The 21,091-nt window shown below is 64.6% G+C and carries 22 protein-coding genes and 1 riboswitch; of the genes, 12 read left to right on the top strand and 10 right to left on the bottom strand.

Annotation, left to right across the window (positions count from 1 at the left end; genetic code table 11):
* The first annotated feature begins 168 nt into the window (after positions 1-168).
* Positions 169-297 carry an entericidin A/B family lipoprotein gene (locus tag MKI88_RS00805; protein WP_241628451.1) on the top strand — a complete coding sequence of 43 codons (129 nt, stop codon included), beginning with the start codon at positions 169-171 and terminating at the stop codon, positions 295-297.
* Positions 298-309: 12 nt separating this feature from the next.
* Here MKI88_RS00805 and MKI88_RS00800 read toward each other — a convergent pair whose 3' ends face one another.
* Positions 310-954: a DUF938 domain-containing protein gene (locus MKI88_RS00800; protein WP_241628449.1), complete on the bottom strand. Its 645-nt coding sequence runs from the start codon at positions 952-954 to the stop codon at positions 310-312.
* Between the two features lie 65 nt (positions 955-1,019).
* On the opposite strand from MKI88_RS00800, the gene MKI88_RS00795 reads away from it, so the two are divergent.
* Positions 1,020-1,496 carry an isoprenylcysteine carboxylmethyltransferase family protein gene (locus MKI88_RS00795; RefSeq protein ID WP_241628447.1) on the top strand — a complete coding sequence of 159 codons (477 nt, stop codon included), beginning with the start codon at positions 1,020-1,022 and terminating at the stop codon, positions 1,494-1,496.
* Between the two features lie 74 nt (positions 1,497-1,570).
* Here MKI88_RS00795 and gcvPB read toward each other — a convergent pair whose 3' ends face one another.
* The 7 genes from gcvPB to MKI88_RS00760 all read right to left on the bottom strand — a co-directional run bounded on the left by gcvPB (position 1,571) and on the right by MKI88_RS00760 (position 9,271).
* Complete coding sequence (gene gcvPB, locus MKI88_RS00790; protein ID WP_241628445.1) at positions 1,571-3,136, bottom strand: aminomethyl-transferring glycine dehydrogenase subunit GcvPB; 1,566 nt, start codon at positions 3,134-3,136, stop codon at positions 1,571-1,573.
* Positions 3,133-4,488: an aminomethyl-transferring glycine dehydrogenase subunit GcvPA gene (gene gcvPA / locus MKI88_RS00785; protein WP_241628442.1), complete on the bottom strand. Its 1,356-nt coding sequence runs from the start codon at positions 4,486-4,488 to the stop codon at positions 3,133-3,135. Before gcvPA ends, gcvPB begins: the two co-directional genes overlap by 4 nt.
* Positions 4,488-5,252, bottom strand: coding sequence for a trans-aconitate 2-methyltransferase (locus MKI88_RS00780; RefSeq protein ID WP_241628440.1), 765 nt, complete (start codon positions 5,250-5,252; stop codon positions 4,488-4,490). The genes gcvPA and MKI88_RS00780 overlap by 1 nt, the downstream gene beginning before the upstream one ends.
* 26 nt (positions 5,253-5,278) lie before the next feature.
* A complete protein-coding gene (gene gcvH, locus MKI88_RS00775; protein WP_241628438.1) occupies positions 5,279-5,650 on the bottom strand; it encodes a glycine cleavage system protein GcvH in 372 nt (123 codons plus the stop codon).
* Positions 5,647-6,789, bottom strand: coding sequence for a glycine cleavage system aminomethyltransferase GcvT (gene gcvT / locus MKI88_RS00770; protein ID WP_241628434.1), 1,143 nt, complete (start codon positions 6,787-6,789; stop codon positions 5,647-5,649). Before gcvT ends, gcvH begins: the two co-directional genes overlap by 4 nt.
* Positions 6,790-6,958: 169 nt before the next feature.
* Positions 6,959-7,058: riboswitch (glycine riboswitch) on the bottom strand.
* Positions 7,059-7,158: 100 nt separating this feature from the next.
* The gene (locus tag MKI88_RS00765) at positions 7,159-8,643 is read right to left on the bottom strand and encodes a hypothetical protein (protein ID WP_241628432.1); all 1,485 of its coding nucleotides are present in this window, start codon (positions 8,641-8,643) and stop codon (positions 7,159-7,161) included.
* Complete coding sequence (locus MKI88_RS00760; RefSeq protein ID WP_241628430.1) at positions 8,630-9,271, bottom strand: hypothetical protein; 642 nt, start codon at positions 9,269-9,271, stop codon at positions 8,630-8,632. The genes MKI88_RS00765 and MKI88_RS00760 overlap by 14 nt, the downstream gene beginning before the upstream one ends.
* 110 nt (positions 9,272-9,381) lie before the next feature.
* Here MKI88_RS00760 and ispH point away from each other — a divergent pair, with 110 nt between their 5' ends.
* The 3 genes from ispH to rnhA are packed head-to-tail and all read left to right on the top strand — an operon-like array spanning position 9,382 to position 11,749.
* Positions 9,382-10,341, top strand: coding sequence for a 4-hydroxy-3-methylbut-2-enyl diphosphate reductase (gene ispH / locus MKI88_RS00755; RefSeq protein ID WP_241628428.1), 960 nt, complete (start codon positions 9,382-9,384; stop codon positions 10,339-10,341).
* Positions 10,341-11,309: a homoserine kinase gene (gene thrB / locus MKI88_RS00750; protein WP_241628426.1), complete on the top strand. Its 969-nt coding sequence runs from the start codon at positions 10,341-10,343 to the stop codon at positions 11,307-11,309. Before ispH ends, thrB begins: the two co-directional genes overlap by 1 nt.
* The gene (rnhA, locus tag MKI88_RS00745; RefSeq protein ID WP_241628424.1) at positions 11,306-11,749 is read left to right on the top strand and encodes a ribonuclease HI; all 444 of its coding nucleotides are present in this window, start codon (positions 11,306-11,308) and stop codon (positions 11,747-11,749) included. Before thrB ends, rnhA begins: the two co-directional genes overlap by 4 nt.
* A gap of 145 nt (positions 11,750-11,894) precedes the next feature.
* On the opposite strand, the gene MKI88_RS00740 is transcribed toward rnhA, so the two are convergent.
* Positions 11,895-12,983: an FAD-binding oxidoreductase gene (locus tag MKI88_RS00740; protein ID WP_241628422.1), complete on the bottom strand. Its 1,089-nt coding sequence runs from the start codon at positions 12,981-12,983 to the stop codon at positions 11,895-11,897.
* Entirely contained in the window at positions 12,980-13,933 is a 954-nt protein-coding gene (locus MKI88_RS00735; RefSeq protein WP_241628421.1) for an alpha/beta fold hydrolase, read from the bottom strand. The genes MKI88_RS00740 and MKI88_RS00735 overlap by 4 nt, the downstream gene beginning before the upstream one ends.
* A 98-nt stretch (positions 13,934-14,031) precedes the next feature.
* Between MKI88_RS00735 and MKI88_RS00730 the strand changes: the two genes are divergently transcribed.
* The 7 genes from MKI88_RS00730 (at position 14,032) to MKI88_RS00700 (ending at position 21,059) form a co-directional block, all read left to right on the top strand.
* Positions 14,032-14,454 carry a prepilin peptidase gene (locus MKI88_RS00730; protein ID WP_241628419.1) on the top strand — a complete coding sequence of 141 codons (423 nt, stop codon included), beginning with the start codon at positions 14,032-14,034 and terminating at the stop codon, positions 14,452-14,454.
* Positions 14,455-14,504: 50 nt separating this feature from the next.
* Entirely contained in the window at positions 14,505-15,497 is a 993-nt protein-coding gene (gene cpaB / locus MKI88_RS00725) for a Flp pilus assembly protein CpaB (protein WP_241628417.1), read from the top strand.
* Between the two features lies 1 nt (position 15,498).
* A complete protein-coding gene (locus MKI88_RS00720) occupies positions 15,499-17,055 on the top strand; it encodes a type II and III secretion system protein family protein (RefSeq protein ID WP_241628415.1) in 1,557 nt (518 codons plus the stop codon).
* A gap of 14 nt (positions 17,056-17,069) precedes the next feature.
* Positions 17,070-17,723 (top strand): CpaD family pilus assembly protein, encoded by a 654-nt coding sequence (locus MKI88_RS00715; protein WP_241628413.1) that lies wholly within the window; start codon positions 17,070-17,072, stop codon positions 17,721-17,723.
* Position 17,724: 1 nt separating this feature from the next.
* Positions 17,725-19,002: a pilus assembly protein CpaE gene (locus tag MKI88_RS00710; RefSeq protein ID WP_241628411.1), complete on the top strand. Its 1,278-nt coding sequence runs from the start codon at positions 17,725-17,727 to the stop codon at positions 19,000-19,002.
* A 73-nt stretch (positions 19,003-19,075) separates the two neighbouring features.
* Positions 19,076-20,044, top strand: coding sequence for a type II secretion system F family protein (locus MKI88_RS00705; protein WP_407073281.1), 969 nt, complete (start codon positions 19,076-19,078; stop codon positions 20,042-20,044).
* A gap of 13 nt (positions 20,045-20,057) precedes the next feature.
* Positions 20,058-21,059: a type II secretion system F family protein gene (locus MKI88_RS00700; protein WP_241628407.1), complete on the top strand. Its 1,002-nt coding sequence runs from the start codon at positions 20,058-20,060 to the stop codon at positions 21,057-21,059.
* Positions 21,060-21,091: the final 32 nt, after the last annotated feature.

Genomic DNA, 21,091 nt, shown 5'->3' with positions numbered 1-21,091 from the left:
CGTTGTGATGCCAGTCTAGATCCGTCCCCTCCCAACGCGCGCGATTTGCGACCAAGGATCACGAACGGGCGACAAATGTTTCGTGCCGCAATCGACGCATTTCATGTTCGACGAGAGGGAGGAATCCGCTATGCGGACGTCGAAACATCCTGCTTTGAGGTGCCCTGCATGAAGAAGTCCGTTGCCATCGCCATTCTCGCCCTGACCGCCGTCACGCTCAGCGCGTGCTCGACCGTGAAGGGGCTTGGTCGCGACATCGAATCGGTCGGCCAGGCGGGCGAAGAAGCGATCAACTGAGCGGGCGCGCGTTCAGCCGCGCCTGCGGAAGACCAACGACAGGTTGTTGGCGGGCATTTCCACCAGCCGTTCAAGCTCCAGCCCCGACGCCGCGCCGAGCGTTATCATGTCCTCTACCCGCCGCAGTCCCCATTCAGGATTGCGGCTCCTGAGCGACAGATCGAAGGCTTCATTGCTCTCCGCCGTCGGAACGTCGTCCCGGCGATAGGGACCATATAGATAGAGCGGTGCGCCAGGCGCGAGGTGCACCGACGCACCGCTCATCAGACCCTGTGTTGCGACCCAAGGGCTGATATGAACCATGTTGATGCACAGGATCGCGTCGACCGGTCCCACCGGCCAGTCGCTTGCCGAGGCATCGATATCGAGCGGCGGGCGGATATTGCGCAACCCGCTCTGCGCGCCCCACGCCGCGATCGAACGCCGCCCATCGGGGTCGGGATCGCTTGGCTGCCATTCCAGTGCGGGAAACACTTGCGCGAAATGGACGATGTGTTCACCGCTGCCGCTCGCGATCTCGAGCACCGTGCCTCGTACGGGCATCAGGGTGCGCAGCACGTCCACGATCGGTTCGCGATTGCGCAGCGTTGCGGGCGCATGTTTGCGCGCCGATCCGCCAGCTTCGCGGGCAAACCAGGGTTCGGATCCCCCCGTCATCTGTGTCCTCTGTCCGCCGCGCCACGCTCGACATATAAGGGTGCTTCGATCAACCGGGCCGGGGAATGCGCATGCCGGAAACAAAGGACGTGGCCGGAATTCCCCTTCCGCCGCCTCTGGTATATCTGGGCCTTCTGCTGCTTGGTCTTGCCGCCGGCGGATGGCTTGATCTCCCCGGCTTCGGAATCGGACCGCTCCATAGATACATCGGAGCAACGCTTGTTGTTCTGGGCGCTGCGATTCTTGTGGCGGCGGTGAGCGGCTTCCGCAGGGCCGGAACCAACCCCGAGCCCTGGAAACCAACCACCGCGATCGTGGCGACGGGCCTGTACCGCTACACGCGCAACCCGATGTACCTGGCAATGGCCATGATCCATGCGGGAATTGCGCTGATGTGCGACAGCCCGGCCGCGCTCCTCGCCCTGCCGATAGCCCTGATCGTCATCCAGAGCCAGGTGATCGTTCGCGAAGAACGCTATCTCGAAGCGAAATTCGGAGAGGGCTACCGTCATTACAAGGCTCGCGTCCGTCGCTGGCTCTAGACCTTGAACAAGGCTCGATTCCCGCCTTCGGTGGCAACGCACAGCGCTTCCACCGAAGGCGATCAGGCCCAGGCTCATTCGGCTGCTTGCGCGACCTCCGCGTCCCGCCACACGAGCACTGGCTTGCGCGCGGCGAGCGTCTCGTCGAGGCGGCGGCGCGGTGCGAAGTGCGGCGCGCCCTTGAGCGCTTCGTCGCCCGCCCTGGCACGTTCGGCCACCGAACGCAGCGCGCCGATGAACTGATCGAGCGCGGCCTTGCTCTCGGTCTCGGTGGGCTCGACAAGCATCGACCCGTGGACGACGAGCGGGAAATACATCGTCATCGGATGATAGCCCTCGTCGATCAGCCCCTTGGCAACGTCGAGCGTGGTGAAGCCCTCGGCAAAGCCATCGTCGGAGAACAGCGCCTCGTGCATGCACGGCCCGCTGGGACCAAAGGGCGCGTCGAGCACGTCCTCGAGGCTGCGCAGGACATAGTTGGCGTTGAGCACCGCATCCTCTGCAACCTGGCGCAGCCCGTCCGCGCCATGGCTGAGGATATAGCTCAGCGCGCGCGTGAACATGCCCATCTGGCCGTTGAACGCCGTCATCCGGCCAAAGCTCTGCGCATGGTGCTCTTCGGCGGTTTCCTCTTCGATCAGGCGATAGCCTTCGCCGTTCTTCTCGACAAAGGGCAGCGGCGCGAAAGGCGCGAGCGCTTCGGAAAACACCACCGGTCCCGCGCCCGGCCCGCCGCCGCCATGCGGCGTCGAGAAGGTCTTGTGCAGGTTGATGTGCATCGCGTCGATGCCGAGATCGCCCGGCCGCACGCGCCCGACGATCGCGTTGAAATTGGCGCCGTCGCAATAGACCAGCCCGCCCGCGGCGTGCACCGCGTCCGAGATCGCCTTCATGTCGCGCTCGAACAGGCCGCAGGTATTGGGATTGGTGATCATCACCGCCGCCACGTCGGGCCCAAGCCGTGCCTTCAACGCTTCGAGGTCGACACGACCTTCGGCGGTCGCGGGGATGTCCTCAACCTTGTAGCCGCAGAATGCCGCGGTCGCCGGGTTGGTGCCGTGCGCACTTTCGGGAACGAGAATGACCTGACGCGCGTCACCGCGCGCCTCGAGCGCCGAACGGATCGCCAGCAGGCCGCACAGTTCGCCATGCGCGCCTGCCTTGGGGCTCATCGCGACCGCGGGCATGCCCGTCAGCGTGCACAGCCAGTGCGCCAGCTCATGGATGAGCTGGAGCCCGCCCTGCACTGTGTCGATCGGCTGGAGCGGGTGGATGTCGGCGAAACCCGGCAGGCGCGCCAGTTTCTCGTTGAGGCGCGGATTGTGCTTCATCGTGCACGAGCCCAGCGGGAAGAGGCCGAGGTCGATCGCGTAGTTCTGGCGGCTGAGACGCGTGTAATGGCGCACGGTCTCGGGCTCGGAGAGGCCCGGCAGGCCGATGGCGCGGTTACGCTCCAGGCCGCCGAGACGGCTGGCGACGGCGGGTGCCGGTTCAAGGTCGACCCCGGTCGTGTGCGTATCGCCGATCTCGAAGATCAGCGCCTCTTCCAGCATCAGCGCGCGGTTGCCGGTAAAGGTACTGCCGGCGGCTTGCGTTGTGGCTTCGGGGCGCGTCGGGCGGCCTTCGCGATTCATGCTCATGCCAGTACCTCCTCGAGCGCGGATGCAAGGGTTTCGACGTCCTCCGCCGTGGTGGTTTCGGTCACTGCGACGACTAGGCCGTTCTCGAGCGCCTTGACCCCCGGGTAGAGCCGGCCGAGCGAGACGCCGGCAAGCACCTTGCTGTCGAGCGCGCGTACGACGGGGCGCGCCTCCTTCGAAAGCCTGAGCGTAAACTCGTTGAAGAAGCTGTCGTTGACGACTTCGACGCCCGGCACCTTTGCCAGTCGCTCGGCAGCCTGCACCGCGAGCGCGTGGTTGAGCGTCGCCAGATCGCGCAGCCCCTTCTCGCCCAGCAATGTCATGTGAATTGAGAACGCCAGCGCACAAAGTCCTGAATTGGTGCAGATATTCGATGTCGCTTTTTCGCGGCGGATATGTTGTTCGCGCGTCGACAGCGTCAGCACGAAGCCGCGCTTGCCCTCCGCGTCCACGGTTTCACCACACAACCGGCCCGGCATCTGGCGCACGAAGCGTTCCTGACAGGCGAACAGGCCGACATAGGGGCCGCCGAACTGGAGGCCTACGCCGATCGACTGGCCCTCGCCCACGACGATGTCCGCGCCCATCTCGCCGGGCGACCTGAGCGCGCCCAATGCCACGGGTTCGGTAACGACTGCAACCAGCAGCGCGCCATTCTCATGCGCCTTGGCAGCGATCGGTGCGAGGTCGGTGACACGGCCGAGAATATCGGGATATTGCACGACGACGCACGACGTGTCCTTGTCGATTGCAGCGAGCAGCCGCTCGGCATCGGTTTCGGCGGTCAACTCAGGCAGCGCGGTGTCGAGCACGTCGCCGGTGAACTTCGCCATGGTATTGGCGACCGAGACATAATGCGGGTGAAGGCCGCCCGAGAGGATCGCCTTGCCACGCTTGGTGACGCGACGCGCCATCACGATCGCTTCCCAGCACGCGGTCGAGCCGTCGTACATCGACGCGTTCGCCACGTCGCAGCCATAGAGGCGCGCGACCTGCGTCTGGAACTCGAAGAGCATCTGCAGCGTGCCCTGCGCAATTTCGGGCTGATACGGCGTATAGGCGGTCAGGAACTCGCCGCGCTGGATCAGGTGATCGACCGATGCAGGCACGTGATGCTTGTACGCACCGCACCCGAGAAAGAACGGGATCTGGCTCGCCGCGGTGTTCTTCGCCGCCAACGCCGACAGGTGCCGATCGACCGCGAGTTCGCTCGCGTGGGCGGGCAGCCCCGCAATGGGACCGTCAAGCTGCGCCGCTGCGGGCACATCGATGAAGAGATCGTCGATCGACCTGGCGCCGATCCTGGCGAGCATCGCGCCGCGATCCTCGGGTGTAAGTGGCAAATAGCGCATCAAAGGGGCTTTCTCATCGTGAAACGCAATCGGACATAATCGGCAACCCAGTTGCCATCGGGCTGGCGCAGGATCGGCGCGACGCGCGCCTCGGCCGCCATCGCGACCTCCTCCTGCGCCTCTTCGGGAACGTCAGCGGCATCGAGGAAACCCGCGCGAAATGTACGGAACCACGACGCCGCGCCCGCGGGCAAAGGCGTCGGCCGCTGGATCAGCCACGCCTCGATATCGGTGAAGCCGGCATCGCTGTAGATGCGCGTGAATTCCTCGGGCGTTGGATACCATTGCGGGTCCTCGGCCGGGACGGGATAGCCGCGATCGGTCAGTTCGGCGCGCAAGCCCGCGCGAAGCTGCGCAATGTTGCCGTGGCCGCCCTGCTCGCCCACGAAGCGCGCGCCCGGCTTGAGCGCGCGGAACACGCCTGCAGCAACCGCCGCAGGATCGAGCATCCAGTGCAGCGCCGCGTTGCTGAAAGCGGCATCGAACGCGCCATCGAAGTCGAGCGCCTGCCCGTCCTTCACATATGCGTCGATCCCGCGTGCTTTCGCCGCCGCAATCATGTCGGGCGAGGCGTCGACGCCGACGACCTCGGCGCCCGCGCGCACCAGCGCCTCGGTCAGGACGCCGTCACCGCAACCGAGATCAAGGATGCGCTCGCCGGGCCTGGGATCGAGCAGTTCGACCGCGGGCATGCCAAGCGCCGGCACAAAGGCCGCGTTCCTGGCGTAATCCGCCGCATCCCATTTGCTCGTCGTGTTGACCATGGCCCGGCCTTTCCAGCGCGTACGGCTTAAAGCTTGGCGACGAACGCCTTGTAGGCCGCTTCGTCCATCAGTTCTTCCAGCTCGGCGGCGTCGGACAGCGTCAACTTGAAGAACCAGCCGTCTTCCTCGGGCGAGCTGTTGACCAGCGCCGGCTCGCCCTCAAGCGCCGCATTGCCTTCGATCACCGTGCCCGAGACGGGCGCATAGACGTCCGACGCGGCTTTCACCGATTCGACCACCGCGACGTCGTCGCCCTTGGAGACTTCCTTGCCCTCTTCGGGAACCTCGACGAATACGATGTCGCCGAGCTGCTCCTGCGCATAATCGGTGATGCCAACGGTCGCGATATCACCCTCGACGTCGACCCATTCGTGATCCTCGGTGAAATAACGGCTCATTTCGCAGCTCCTTTGCGATGATAACGGTGGGGAACGAAGGGCATGGGCGCGACGGTGGCGTCGAGCCGCTTGCCCCGGACTTCGATCTGCAAACGCGTGCCCGTCGCGGCGTGGGCTGCATCGACATAGCCCATGGCGATCGGCGCGCCGACGCTGGGCGCGAAGCCGCCAGAGGTGACGGTGCCGACCCTGACATCGCCCGCGAAAATTTCGGCGCCTTCGCGTGCGGGGAGGCGTCCCTCGATCGTCAGGCCCACGCGCTTCGTCGCTGCGCCCTCGGCGAGCTTTTTCAGGATCACGTCGGCGCCCATGAAGCCGCCCTCCTCGCGCCTGCGCTTCTGCATCGCGAAGGTGAGGTCGGCCGAGACGGGATCGGTGTCGAGGCTCAGGTCATGGCCATAGAGCGGCAGTCCCGCTTCGAGCCGCAGCGAATCGCGTGCACCGAGCCCGATCGGCTTGACCTCATCCTGATCGACCAGCGCCTGCGCCAGTGCCTCGACCTTGTCGGCGGGCACCGAGATTTCGAAGCCGTCCTCGCCGGTATAGCCCGAGCGGCTGATCCAGAGCGGCGCGTCGTCCCATTCGAATGCGCCCGCCTGCATGAAATAGAGCGCCTCGACGCCCGGCACGATCCGCGAGAGCGCGGTTACCGCCTTGGGGCCCTGCAGCGCCAGCAGCGCCTGGTCCTCCATGTGGTTCATGGCGATCTCGTCGGGCAGAAACTCGCGCAGATAGCCGATGTCTTCGAACTTGGTCGCGCCGTTCACGACCATGTAGATGTCGGCGCCATCGAAAGCGCCGGCGCCCGGCAGCCGCGACACCATCAGATCGTCATGGATGCCGCCGGTCTCGTCGAGCAGCAGCGAATAGCGCATGCGATTGGCGCCCAGCGCCTGGATCTCGCCGGGCAGCAGCGTTTCGAGCGCCTTGTCGACGCCCTCGCCCGAAAAAGTGAGCTGGCCCATATGGCTGACGTCGAAAAGCCCCGCATTCTCGCGCGTCCAGAGATGCTCGGCCATGATGCCTTCATACTGGATCGGCATGGCGTAGCCCGCAAAGCCCACCATCCGCGCGCCCTGCGCACGATGCCAGCCGTCGAGCGGCAATGGGTTCATGGTGTCTTCGGAAGTCTCGCTCATGATGCACTCCGTCACGTCGAAAAGGGTCAATGAGGCGATGCACGGATTCGTGCCGTCTCCTCATTGCCCCCTCTGTCACGGTACCTGAGAGCTTTCGCGCGATCCTGTGCGAACCGGGCTTACCCCTTCGGTGGTCCTGGCCTTCGCCAGAACGCTTTCCAGAGTGTCACGGGCCCGCGCGGTCCTTTGACCTGAGAGATTCCGGGGCGGTTGCTCCTTCGGCGGTTCCGCACCTTTGTGGATGCAGCACACTCTCCCGCGCGATCCCCGGCGGTTACCCGCCGATGACGCGAATCCCATGCCCTTCACCCCTGCGCGAGTCAACGGGATTAGAGGTAGCCCACGATTATCGGCCACGAACCGGCAGCCTCACGCCGTAGGCGTCAGCCCCGCGTCGTCGAGGATGTCGTGATCGTGAATATTGTCGTTGTCAGGCAGTTTCGCGCGCAGCTCGGCCGCCTCCCGCGTCCGTCCGGCACGTTCGAGAATGTCGATCCGGGCCTCGTCCAGACCGGGTTTGTCGATCAGAATATCCAGCGGGTCCGAGGTCATCACGCCCGATTTCTCGGCGACATCAATCAGCGCAAGCGCCTGATCGAATTGTCCCGCCTCGGCATACATCGCAACAAGCAGCTCGCGCAGCGGGTTGACGTCGCGCCAGTCATCAACCTGCGTGCGAACAAGCAGATCATGGCCACGCCGCAGCTCGGTCACAGTCTCTTGCCAGCCGGTCGCCAGCGGCTGCAGCTCGCCAGCCTCTATGCGCTGTTGAGTGAGTTCCATGAACGAAACGATCGTGACCGCGCTGTCGGGTCCGTTGCCGGCCAGCCTTCCCTGATAGATGGCGCGCTGCCGCCGGCCGGCTTCTGCTGCGCCGAACCAGTTCCGCGCCGTCGCGATCGCATCGGTTAGCGTGTTGAGTGACAAAGTGCGCAGCGGATGCCCTTCTGGCACCAGACGTTCGTAGAGCGCGAGCGCCTTCTGGAAATAGGGAATGCTGCGTTGCTGCTCGTCGCGCTCGTACCAGCCCAGCCCGGCCCATGTCAGCGCTTCCGTATAGGCGATTGAATCGGGCCCCGCCGCCTGTTCGACTTCGCGCAACGCCGCATCGAGGCGCTCGCCTATGTCGTCGTCGCCAAAGCCATCATCGAAGATGGCGGCGAACCTATCCTCATCATGCCATCTGGAAAGGCGGAACCCTTCGGGCAACATGGGATCCGCAAGTGTTTCACGCGTCTGTGCAGCGCACCGGAAATCCGCTGATTTGACAAGGCTGCCGGGCTCGAAAATGTGTTCGGGCAAGGCGCAACGTTCGATCCAGTCGGCAACCGCCCATCCCTTCGCTGCGCGGCCGGGGCCGTAGGGTCGGTAGGAAATCGCCATGATCACATTGTCGGGATCAAGGCGGATCCAGCGTTCAAAACCCGCGTCGGGCACCACTACAAGCCGCGCGCCGCCGGCGAGCCGGGTCACGCCGCCCTGAACCTCGATCTCGGAATTCTCAATGGGCGACGGCGTGATGCCGCACAGATGTTTCCAAATGTCCCGATCTTCGACGACCTTGCTGCCCTGCGCGGACCAGCCCTTGCGGCTCGCACAATCCGCGAGATGACGGCCGCCCCCCGCTTCGACCCGCACCCGCCCGTCCTGGCGCCACTCGATCAGTTCCGCGGTCCGCTCCGTATCGAGCACGTCGATGAGCCGCGTCTTGAGATGAAGGACATAGCTCGTCTTCGGCGCACGCGAATCGGCGACGGCGACGTCGAATGCGGTGGGCGCGCCGGTCGCCGCGGCGGGCGCGGTTCCCAACGCCGCCCAGAGCAATGCCAATGCGCGCGCGTCAGCGCGTGGCATTATACTGAAGCTGCTCACTGGTGAGCTGGAAGCCCACGAGCAGTTCGAAGGTCGCACGCGACACCGCGTCGCGGACTTCGGGAATCGACATCGGATCGATCGCGGCATCGGCGTCGCCCGCCTTACGGCGGCGCGTGAGACGCTGCTCGATATCCTCGGGCAGCGTCGCCGCCGCGCGATTGATCGAGGCGCTTGCCGCGCCGCTCGTCTGCGCGCGGGTCTGGCCATCTTCGAAACGCACCGCGATACGACCGAGCCGCTTCGATACGACCGCGCGGCCACCGCGCAGAACAGTCGAGAAATAGGGAAGCACCACCTCGCGCGCGCCGCTGGCATTGCTGCGCGTCGCGATCACATCGAAGGTCGCATTGGCGACGATCTCTGCGCCCGCATCGTCGCAGGTCGTGCGCACATTGGTGATCGCCGCCACCACGTCGATCGCGCTCGCGTCGCGGCTGGTCGCCGGATTGAAGAGGGTGATATCGCCAGCATGCGCGGGGACGCCAACGCCCGGACACGCCGAACGCACGGCCGCGATGCCGCCTTCCTTGATCTCGTTTTCCTGACCGGCGCAGGCCGAAAGCGCGAGCAGAGCAGTGCAGACAAATAGCGGCTTCAGACTGGGCACAGACGGATCCTCAAAACTATGACGGAGCGCACGTTTGCCAGCCAAGAGCGCAACGGACAAGAGGAAGCGACTTTCGCAGCCCAGCACAATGGCGTAGAGGCGTCCGCGAGATGACTGAAAACGCCGTATCCCGTCCCCGCATGAACCTGCTCATCGCCGCCCCCCGCGGCTTTTGCGCTGGCGTCGATCGCGCAATCCGCATCGTCGAGCTCGCAATCGAAAAATATGGCGCGCCGGTCTATGTCCGGCACGAGATCGTGCACAACAAATTCGTCGTCGACACCCTCAAGGCCAAGGGCGCGATCTTCGTCGAGGAACTCGACGAGGTGCCCGACGACGTACCCGTCGTCTTTTCGGCGCATGGCGTGCCCAAGATCGTCCCGGCTAAAGCCGCCGAACGCGGTCTCAACTATCTCGACGCAACCTGCCCGCTGGTCTCGAAGGTGCACCGCCAGGCCGAAAGACTGGTCGCAACGGGGCGCCACATCCTCTTCATCGGGCACAAGGGCCATCCCGAGGTGATCGGTACATTCGGGCAGGTGCCCGAAGGGTCGATGACCCTGGTCGAGACCGTCGAGGACGCGGTGGCGCTCAACCCGGCCGATCCCGACGCGCTTGCCTTCCTGACACAAACGACCCTGTCGGTGGATGACACCGCTGAAATCGTGCGTGCGCTCGGCGAACGGTTCCCTGCGATCCAGGCGCCGCGCGGCGAGGATATCTGCTATGCCACCTCGAACCGTCAGGCTGCGGTGAAGTCCATCGCCGCATCCTGCGATGCAGTGCTCGTGATCGGCGCGCCCAATTCCTCCAACTCGCTCCGCCTCGTCGAAGTCGCCGAGCGCGAGGGGGTGCGCGCACGCCTGATCCAGCGCGCGAGCGATATCGACTTCGAATGGCTCAAGGACGTTGCGACGCTCGGCCTGACCGCAGGGGCGTCCGCCCCCGAACTGCTCGTCCGCGAGGTCGTGGACCGGATCGGCGAGGTCTATGACGTCGTCGAACGCGAGGTGACGAACGCGGTCGAGGACATCGCCTTCAAGCTGCCCCGCGGCCTCGAAGCGGCCTGATGGCTGTCTACACCCAGGTCTCCGCCGAAGCCCTCGGCGACTTTCTCGCGCGCTTCGACGTCGGCGAACTCGTCTCGGCCAAGGGCATTGCAGAAGGCGTGGAGAATTCGAACTATCTGGTCGACACGACCAGCGGCCGCTTCATCCTGACGCTATACGAGAAGCGGGTCTCTGCGGACGACCTGCCCTATTTCATGGCACTGCTGGATCATCTCGCCGCGCGCGACATGCCGGTTCCGTGCTCCGTACGCGACCGTTCAGGCGAAGCGATTCATGTTCTCGAAGGACGCCCTGCCTGCCTGATAGAGTTTCTGCCCGGCGTGTCGGTGTCGCATCCCACGGTTACGCAGGCGCAGGCGGCGGGTGCGGCGATGGGCCGGATGCATGCGGCGCTTGCCGACTTTCCCCTCACCCGCGCCAATTCGATGGGACTCAATACCTGGTATCCCTTGTTCGAGCGATGCGGCCACGCCCTTAACGAGATGGCGCCTGACCTTTACGACGATGTGGGCTTTACCATCGAAGATCTGCTCTCCGGATGGTTTCATGAGGAGCTCCCGCAAGGCACCATTCACGCAGACCTTTTCCCCGACAATGTGCTGATGCGCGGCGATGAGGTAAGCGGCCTGATCGACTTCTATTTCGCCTGCACTGACATCCGGGCGTACGACCTTGCAGTGATGCACAGCGCCTGGGCGTTCGATGCGAGCGGGCGCAAATTCAATCCCGCGATCGGGGATGCGCTTATTCGCGGCTATGAACAGACGATTCCGCTGAGCAGTCACGAAAGGGCCGAATTTAATGCGCTCGCGACGGGCGCGTGCGTGCGCTTCTTCCTTTCACGGGCATGGGACTGGCTCAATACCCCCGCCGACGCTCTCGTAACGCGCAAGGATCCGCTCGCTTATTGGCGTCGGGTGAAGGTCTATGATCCCGATCTCGGGCACCGGTTCAAATCGCTGGCATGAGCGAACTTTCCTTCGTCGAGATCTTCACCGACGGCGCGTGCAAGGGAAATCCCGGTCGCGGTGGCTGGGGCGTGGTGCTGCGCATGGGCGACCGCGAGAAGGAATTGTCGGGTGGCGAAGCCCATACGACCAACAATCGCATGGAACTGATGGCTGCGATCGAGGGGCTCAACGCGCTCAAGCGCCCCTGCCGGGTAAAGCTCCACACCGACAGCCGCTATGTGATGGACGGACTGACCAAGTGGATCCATGGCTGGCAGAAAAATGGCTGGAAGACCGCGGACCGCAAGCCCGTCAAGAATGCCGACCTCTGGCAGGAGCTGCTTGCCGCCGCGCGACCGCATCGCGTGGAATGGCAATGGGTGAAGGGCCATTCCGGCCACCCCGAGAATGAGCGCGCCGACAGGCTGGCCAGTGAGGCCGCGCTCGCGGCGCGCTGATCCTTATTCCTCGACGGGAGCGCCGGGCCCGTTCTTCAGGATCGATTCGATCACGTTCTTCCATCGGACTCTCCGTTGGTTGACAGGCGTGACCGAGGCTAATCCCTTGTGTTTGCTGGCGCCAGCGCACAATCGTAAAGCAATGTCATCGCAAGAAACGGTCGGGCGCGTAGACCGATGCGTCGATGTGCCGGACGCTCGCTTCGGGCGTAATGCCAAGCAACAGCGCTGCTGCCAGCCGCGCCGCGGCGGGCGCGGTCTGGATGCCGAAGCCCCCCTGCCCCGCGCACCAGAAGAAACCCGGTTCGTGCGGATCGAAGCCATAGACAGGTTGCCGGTCGGGCGCAAAGCTCCGCAGCCCTGCCCATTTGTGCTCGACCGCGGCGACGCGCCAGTCGACGACGCCTTCGAAACGATCGATCGCGACCGCGACGTCGATTTCCTCGGGGGCAGTATCGCAAGGCTCGGTCGGGATCTCGTCGTGCGGGGTGAGCCAGAGCCGGCCGCCCGGCTCGGGCTTGAAATAGAATGTACCGCCAATGTCCGCGACATGCGGCAATCCCTCGGGCGCGAGCGGTTCGGTCCGTATCTGCGCCATGGTCCGACGAAAGGCGGTGATTCCAATCGGCGGCACGCCTGCCATTTCGGCAACATGGTCGGCCCAGGCACCCGCGGCGTCGATGATGATCCCTGCGCGAACCGGACCAGCGGCCGTATCGAGCAGCCAGCCCGCACCTTCACGCTTCGCGCCACGCAAGCCGGCGCGACACAGAAGCTCGACGCCGGAACTGCGCGCAACCGAAAGACACGCGGCATGCAGCCCCGCGACATCGATATAGGAGCAACTCGGCTCGTGCACGCCAAGCATCCACTCCGCCCGAAGGCCGGGTATCAGCGATGCCGGATCAACCTCGATCAGCGCGATGCCCGTGCCCTCGAACTCCGCCAGCAAGGCGTCGATCCTCGGCCGGTCGGCCGCGCGGCCGATGTGCAATGATCCCATCGGCGACAGAAAGCCGCCTTCGTTGAGCGCTGGCCCCGATGCCGAGGTCAGCGGCTGGACGCCGGCACCGCCATAGGTCTCGCTCCAGAACGCCGCCGAACGCCCGGTCGCGTGAAAGCCCGGCCGGTCCTCGGCCTCGAGCATGATGACGCGCGCCTGCGACCCGATCTCGGCCGCAAGGCTGGCGCCGGCAATGCCGGCACCGATAATGGCAATGTCGCAGTGCTTCACCGGGCCGCAGCCCTTTCCTCCAGAAACCGGTCGATCTCGCCAAGCGCGCGCTCGCGCACAGGATCGGCCTCGCGCAGGATTTCATGTGCCGATTCCGCCCCGAAACGGATCAGCCGCGCATCGGGCAATCGCGACGCGGCCTCGATCGTCGCCGGCGGGCTGACCAGCTGGTCATCCTCGGCGCAGAGCAGCAGGATAGGCACGTTCACGCTTTCCAGGCGCCCCGGCGCGAAGCTGTCGAGCGTCGAGCGATAGGCGGCGGCGAGCCATTGCCAGCTTGGCGGCCCCAATATCAGTTCGGGCCTCTGCTCCTTCCACCAGAGCTCGTCGTCATAGCGTTCGATACTGTGCGTCAGGAATTTTTGCCGCGACGCGCCCGGAAGCGCGGGACGTTCGTTCGCCTTCCAGGCGGGACGTTCGGGCCTTCCAATCCGCGTCATCAGGCGTGCGATCCACGCCGCCATGCGCTGCGAAAACGGCGTGCTGCGCAATCCGAGCATCGGCGCGACGAGGACGACCGCATCGGGCGCAATACGGCGCTCGATCAGCGCGCGCAGGACGATATGCCCGCCCATCGAATGCGCGACGACGACGTGCGGCTCCGGCGTTCTTGCCTTGAGCGCAGCGAAACGCTCGGCAAGCTCGTCCACCCACGTCGCGAAATCCTCGACATGCCCGACATGCGGATCCGCAGCGAGACGCCCCGAACCGCCCTGACCGCGCCAGTCGAAACTCGCGATATGCCAGCCCCTGCGATGCCAGTGATCGAACGCCTCGAGATATTTCTCGAAAATGTCGCCGCGACCTCCCTGGAACAACATCGTTCCGCGGGGCACGCCGACCTCCACGGGCCACTCGAATGTTCTGAGCGGCCAGCCGTCGCCGGCGTCCTCCCGCCGGTTGACCGCGCCCGCCGGGATCGCGCGACGGTTAAAGATAATGGTTTCCATACGACTTGGTTACGGTTTCGTAAGGCATAGCGTCTAGCCTCCTTCCTATGACAGGGGGACTATTCTCGCACATTCTGGTGGTTGCGCTGGGCGGCCTGATGCTGCTCGCGGCATTCACCGATGTCAGGCGCCGCCAGATCGACAACTGGCTCAATGGTGCCATAGCCTTGCTCGCCCCCCTGTTCTGGTGGGCGAACGGCTATGCGCTCTGGCCCGACATGGCAATCCAGTTCGGAATCGCCCTCGCGGTCTTTGGCGTCTTTGCCGGCCTGTTTGCGATCGGAGCGATGGGCGGCGGCGACGTGAAAATGCTCGGCGCGCTCGCGCTGTGGCTGCCGCTCGACGAACTTTTCACCATGTTGTTCGTCATGGCGATCGGCGGCGGCGTACTTACCGCAACCATGCTGATTTACCACAAGCTACGCAAATTGCAGACAAATATCGAGGTTCCCTACGGCGTTGCGATTGCAGCGGGAGGGTTTTGGGTAATGACCCAACCTTATCTTAACCATTTTGCTTGATCAAATATGGCGGGCCGATGGGGGGCCCGGCTCAGGAGGCGATTGTCGTCATGGATGTCAAAAAGATCGCATTGCTGGTTGGCGCGCTCGTGATCGCAGCGGTCACCGCCATCATGGCCAAGAACATGTTCAGCGGCGCATCCGCGCCGCAGGCCGTAGCAGCCGCTGCGCCCGAACCAACCGGACCGAAGGTGCTCGTCGCGACGCGCGCGCTGCCCGTCGGTACGATCATCGGGCCTGACAGCTTCCGCTATCAGCCCTGGCCCAAGGATCTCGTTCAGAGCGCCTATTACATCGAGGGTGAAACCGAGATGGGGAACCTGGCCGGAACGGTGGTGCGCTACGCCATAACCGCTGGCCAGCCGATCACGCAGGGCGCGCTCGTCAAGCCCGGCGATCGCGGCTTCCTCGCTGCGGCGCTCGGCCCGGGCATGCGCGCAGTGACGGTTTCGGTGTCTGCCCAGAGCGGCGTCGCCGGCTTCGTCTTCCCGGGTGACCGAATCGACCTGGTGCTCACGCAGAGCGTCAGCGGCGATGGTCCCGAGCTCAAGGCGTCGGAGACGATCATCAGCAACCTGCGCGTGCTTGCGACCGATCAGCGGACCGTGCCGACCAACGAGGAAGGCAAGACCGAGGTCACGACGTTCTCGACGGTGACGCTCGAGACGACGCCGCGCATCGCCGAGAAGATTGCGGTCGCGCAGACGATCGGCCAGCTCTCGCTCTCGCTCCGCTCGATTGCCGACAATGAGGCCGATCTCGAGCGTGCGATTGCCGCGGGCGAGGTCAAGGTGCCCGAGGGCGGCGATCCCAAGGCGGACAAGCAGATGCTGCTCGCTGTCGCATCACGCCCGAATGACGGTGCCACCACCTTCGTCACCGGCGCCGATGTGTCGCGCTTCCAGCGCCGCACGGTGCCCTCGCAAAAGAGCGAGAATTCAGGTGGTTCTTCAGCGGTCTCGGGGAGCGTGACGTTCTCCGGCCCAGTGGTTCGCGTTGCCCGTGGCAACAATGTCACCGAAGTTTCGGTGGGGGGTAAGTGACATGGCTTTCATGACCAAGACCAAGAAGCGTTCGCTGGAATGCGCGCTCGCAGCGGCCCTGACCATGGGCATGGCGATCGCTACCGCGGCTCCGCTGGGTGCCGCTCCGGGTGGGGCCTCGCAGCCCTCCGCCACGGTCAATCTTTCGACGGGCCGGGGCACGCTGGTGAACCTCGCATCGCCGATGTCGGATCTGTTCGTGGCGGACTCGAACATTGCTGACGTCCAGGTGCGCTCGCCCACCCAGCTCTACATCTTCGCCAAGGGCCCGGGCGAGACCACCCTTTATGCCACGTCGCGCGGCGGCAAGGTCGTCTATGCCGCGAATGTCCGCGTCGGCACGAATTTCGGCACCGTCGACTCGATGCTCCAGCTCGCCATGCCCGATGCGGAGATCAGGGCGACGCCGATGAACGGCCTCGTGCTGCTTACCGGCACCGTCGCCAATCCCGATGACGTTGCCGAAGCCGAAAGGCTGGCGCAGGCTTTTGTCGGCGCCAACACGCAGGTCGTCACGCGCCTGCGCACCGCGACGCCGCTTCAGGTCAACCTGCAAGTGCGTATTGCCGAGGTGAGCCGCGATTTCATGAAGTCGGTGGGGGTCAATCTGCTCGCGACCGACGGCAATTTCTTCTTCACGCAGGGTCGCGCCGATGCGATCACCGTCGATCCCAACACCGGCAATGTGACGGTCAAGGGAACGGGCATCGGAAGCACCATGGGCATTATCGACCGTTTCCTGGGAATGGATATCCAGGCCGCGCTCGACCTCGCCGAAACCGATGGCCTCGTCAGTACGCTGGCCAACCCCAATCTGACCGCGCTTTCGGGCGAAACCGCAAGCTTCCTTGCCGGTGGCGAAATCCCGATCCCGATCAGCGAGGGCCTGGGATCGATTTCGATCGAGTACAAGCAATATGGCGTCAGCCTTGCTTTCACGCCAATCGTGCTTGCCGATGGGCGTATCTCGATGCGCGTGCGCCCCGAAGTATCGCAATTGTCGGATGCGGGCTCGGTCAGGCTGGAAGGCTTCACGATACCGGGCATCACCACGCGTCGTGCCGAAACGACGGTCGAACTGGGTTCGGGTCAGAGCTTCATGATCGGCGGATTGCTGAGCAGCAACCACAACAACTCGGTCGACAAGACGCCCTTTCTGGGCGATCTGCCGGTCCTCGGCGCGTTGTTCCGCTCCAAGCGGTTCAAGCGCTCGGAATCTGAACTCATGATCGTCGTCACGCCCTATCTGGTGAAGCCCGTTTCGGCGAACCAGATCGCGTTGCCGACCGACGGCTATCGCGGCACCAACGATGCCGAGACCTTCCTGCTGGGGCAGACATTTGAAGGCACCTCGGGTGCAAAACGTCCGGCGCCCAAATCGGCAGCACCCCGGACGGTCGAGCCGGGCATGACGCCACACGATCCGAGCGCCGCGCTTCCCGCACCGGGCAATCGTGGCCCGGCACCACTGGCGCCCGCGCCGGAACGCGTCGCCGTCGCCCCAGCACAGGGCAAATCCGATGGCGCCGCCGCGGCGCCGGGCTTCAGCTTCGACTGATCGGGAGCATACCGATGAACAGCAAGACCATGAAAAACCTGTCGGGCACCGCGGCAACAGCATTGCTGCTGATGCTCGGAGGCTGCACTGGTGGAACCGTAAATCCCGGAATGGAATCGGTGCACCAGCCGGTCGTCCAGCGCAGCGACTATACGCTCGATCTTCAGGCGGCAGGCGGTGGCATTGCAGCCGACGAAGCTCGGCGGCTCGCCACGTGGTTCGAGTCGCTCGAACTCGGCTATGGCGACCGCGTTTCGATCGACGATCCATCGGGCTATGGCAATGAAGGTGCGCGAAGCGCCGTCGCTGCGGCCGCCGCACGCTACGGCCTGCTTCTCGAGCAAGGCGCCCCTGTCACCACCGGCCAGATTGCCCCGGGCGCTGTCCGGGTAGTGGTCAGCAGGACGACGGCCTCGGTGCCGGAATGCCCGGACTGGAGCCGTCCGTCGCAGCCCGAATACGAAGCGTCGACCATGTCGAACTATGGCTGCGCGTCGGCCAAGAACCTCGCAGCCATGATCGCCAATCCCGAGGATCTCATCCACGGACGCAACGGCCAGGGCGGCTCCGATAGTCATACCGCGACCAAGGCCGTCAAGGCTTTCCGCGATCGCATTCTCACCGGTGTTAGCGACGTGAAGCAGGAATCGTCGAAGGGGGCACAGTAACATGAACGCACCATGGACTCCCGGTCGCGGCGCGACGCTGCGTGAACCGTTCAACGCCTATGTCTGTGACGATGCAGCGGTCGAGGTCATCCGTGCGGTGGCCGTCGAACTCGGCTGGTCGCCCGAAAAGGTCAACAAGGGCGGCCTTCGCAACGCCGTGCAGTCGCTGTCTGTCTCGGCCAGCCCGAGCATATTGTTCGTCGACCTGTCGGAATCGGGCGATCCGCTCAACGACATCAACGCGCTCGCCGAGGTCTGCGAGCCGGGCACCGTCGTGATTGCAGCGGGCCAGGTCAACGACGTCCGGCTGTATCGCGACCTCGTCGCGAGCGGCATTCAGGACTATCTGCTGAAGCCTTTCAGCCCGGATCAGCTTCGCGACGCCTTTGCGCAGGCACAGGCGGTATTCAATGCTCCGAAGCATCTCGATCCGTCGGCCGAACGTCCGCACCTGATGACCGCGGTCATCGGCGCGCGCGGCGGCGTCGGCGCCTCGACCATCGCGACCTCGCTGGCCTGGCTGTTCGGGGAGAAGGCCGGGCGATCGACCGCGATGCTCGATCTGGACGTCCATTTCGGCACCGGCGCGCTCGCGCTCGATCTGGAACCTGGCCGTGGGCTTACCGACGCCATCGAAAATCCGAGCCGTATCGACGGGCTCTTCATCGAGCGCGCGATGGTGAAGGCCAACGAGAAGCTTTCGATCCTGTCGGCTGAGGCTCCGCTCAATCAGGCGATGCTGACCGATGGTTCGGCCTTCTTCCAGCTTCAGGAAGAAATGCGTTCAGCGTTCGAATGCACGGTGATCGATTTGCCGCGCGCGATGCTCGTGCAGCACCCGCACCTGCTCCATGAGGCGCACGCGGCCGTGGTGGTGACCGAACTGACGCTGGCCGCTGCACGCGACGTGATCCGCATCCTTTCATGGCTCAAGAGCAATGCGCCGCAGGCACGTGTGATGGTGATCGCCAACCGCGTTCCGGCGGGCGGCGCACCCGAAGTGAGCCGCAAGGATTTCGAGACCTCGATCGAGCGCAAGGTCGATCTGGTGGTCCCGCTCGACCAGAAGGTGGCGGCGCAGGCCGCCAAGCTCGGTAAGCCGATTGCCGAGGCGGGCAAAGGTTCGAAGCTGAGCACCAGCCTGCTCGATCTTTCGAACCGTCTGCTGAGCTGTGTCGAGGATGGTGGCGATGACGCCGAAGCCGCGAAGGGCAAGTCGCTGCTTGGCAAGCTGGGTGACCTCAAGGGTCTGATGCCCAAGAAGGTGGCGAAGGCCTGAACATGGTGGGTGACGCGCGCCCGATCCGGTCGCGCGCACTCCCTGATTTGGTTTGGCAGGGGGAATGACTGCGATGATGCCCATTCTAACCGTCGCGGCCGGGCTGCTTGGCGTTCTGGTGCTGCTGTTCGCTGCCTTTTCCGGCCCCTCGCTGGCCAAGGCCCAGTCGCGCCGCCTGTCCTCGATCAAGGACCGACATGCCGCCACGGCCAATGCGACGATCGAGGCGCAGATGCGCCGGGTCATTTCCAACCGGCAATCGCGCGTCGACGGCCTGGCTGCGCAGCTGATACCCAATCCGGCGCTGCTCAAGCAGCGCATCTCGCGGACCGGCAAGAGCTGGACGCTGGCGCAGTACGGGGCGACTTCTGCAGGCCTCGCTATCGCCGTGGCCGCAATTGGCCTCATCATGGGCGCGCCGATCTTTCTCTCGCTCCTGGTCGGCATCGCGGTCGGCCTCGCCATACCGCATGTCGTCGTCGGCTCGCTGATCAAACGGCGCGTGGCCCAATTCACGGTGCGTTTTCCCGACGCGATCGAATTGCTCGTTCGCGGCCTGCGCGCAGGTCTGCCCATCTCTGAAACACTGAACGTGGTGGCGAATGAACTCCCCGGCGCGGTGGGTGAGGAATTCAGTATGGTGAGCGACAAGATCAAGATCGGTCGCACCATGGATCAGGCGCTGCAGGAAGCCGCTGACCGGCTGGGCACGCCCGAATTCCAGTTCTTCTGCATCACGCTCGCCATCCAGCGCGAAACCGGCGGCAACCTCGCGGAAACGCTCTCCAACCTTGCCGACGTGCTGCGCAAGCGAGCGCAGATGAAGCTGAAGATCAAGGCGATGTCGTCCGAATCCAAGGCGTCGGCCTATATCGTCGGCTCGCTCCCCTTCATCGTGTTCACGCTGATCTACTTCGTGAACGCTGAATATATGTCCGGATTCTTCGTCGACCAGCGCCTTATGATCGCTGGCGGTGGCGGCCTTGTCTGGATGAGTATCGGCGCATTCATGATGGCCAAGATGGTCAGCTTCGAGATCTGAGGGCGACAGGGACATGACCGAAACAGCCGCACCGACCATCATGGGGATCGACGTCATCTGGGCGGCGACGCTGCTGGCCGCGATCGCGACCTTCGCGACGCTGACCGCGATCTACGCCGCGACGACCGTGCGCGATCCCATGGCCAAGCGCGTCAAGGCGCTCAACGAGCGCCGCGAACAGCTCAAGGCGGGTATCGTCGCGTCAACATCGAAGCGCCGCGCCAAGCTGGTCCACCAGAGCGAGACCACCGACCGCATCCGCTCCTTCCTCAAATCGTTGAAGGTGCTTCAGGACGGGCAGGTCAAGGCGGCGCAAATCAAGCTGGCGCAGGCAGGCATCCGTTCGAAGGACGTCGCCGTCGTCGTCATCTTCAGCCGCCTGATCCTGCCGATCGTCTTCGGCGGCACGATGGTTGTCGGTATCTATCTCCTCGGATGGTTCGCCGACTGGGGACCGCTCAAGCAGCTCGGGCTCGCTGCGGGTTCGCTGATCGGCAGCTACAAGGCGCCTGACCTGTTCGTGCAGAACAAGATCACCAAGCGCAGCGACGCCATCCGCAAGGGGCTTCCCGACGCGCTCGATCTGCTCGTCATCTGCGCCGAGGCGGGCCTCACCGTCGATGCGGCCTTCCACCGCGTCGCGCGCGAGCTTGGGCGTGGCTATCCCGAGCTGGGCGACGAGTTCGCGCTGACCGCGATCGAGCTGGGCTTCCTGACCGAACGCCGCATGGCCTTTGAGAACCTGGCGCAGCGCGTCAGCCTTGATGCGGTGCGCGGCGTCGTGACCACCATGATCCAGACCGAAAAATACGGCACGCCGCTCGCCTCGGCGCTCCGCGTGCTGTCGGCCGAGTTCCGCAACGAACGCATGATGCGCGCGGAGGAAAAGGCCGCGCGCCTGCCCGCGATCATGACCGTGCCGCTGATCCTGTTCATTCTGCCCGTGCTGTTCATCGTGATCCTTGGCCCCGCGGCCTGCTCGATCACCGACAGCTTCATCAACGGCGGGCTCTGACGAAAAAGGGCGGCGGGATCAGATCCCGCCGC

Source organism: Sphingomonas sp. LaA6.9, assembly GCF_022601895.1.
Lineage (GTDB): Bacteria > Pseudomonadota > Alphaproteobacteria > Sphingomonadales > Sphingomonadaceae > Sphingobium_A.
Note: the sequence above shows the minus strand (reverse complement) of the source record. Positions and strands in the feature narration are given on the sequence as shown.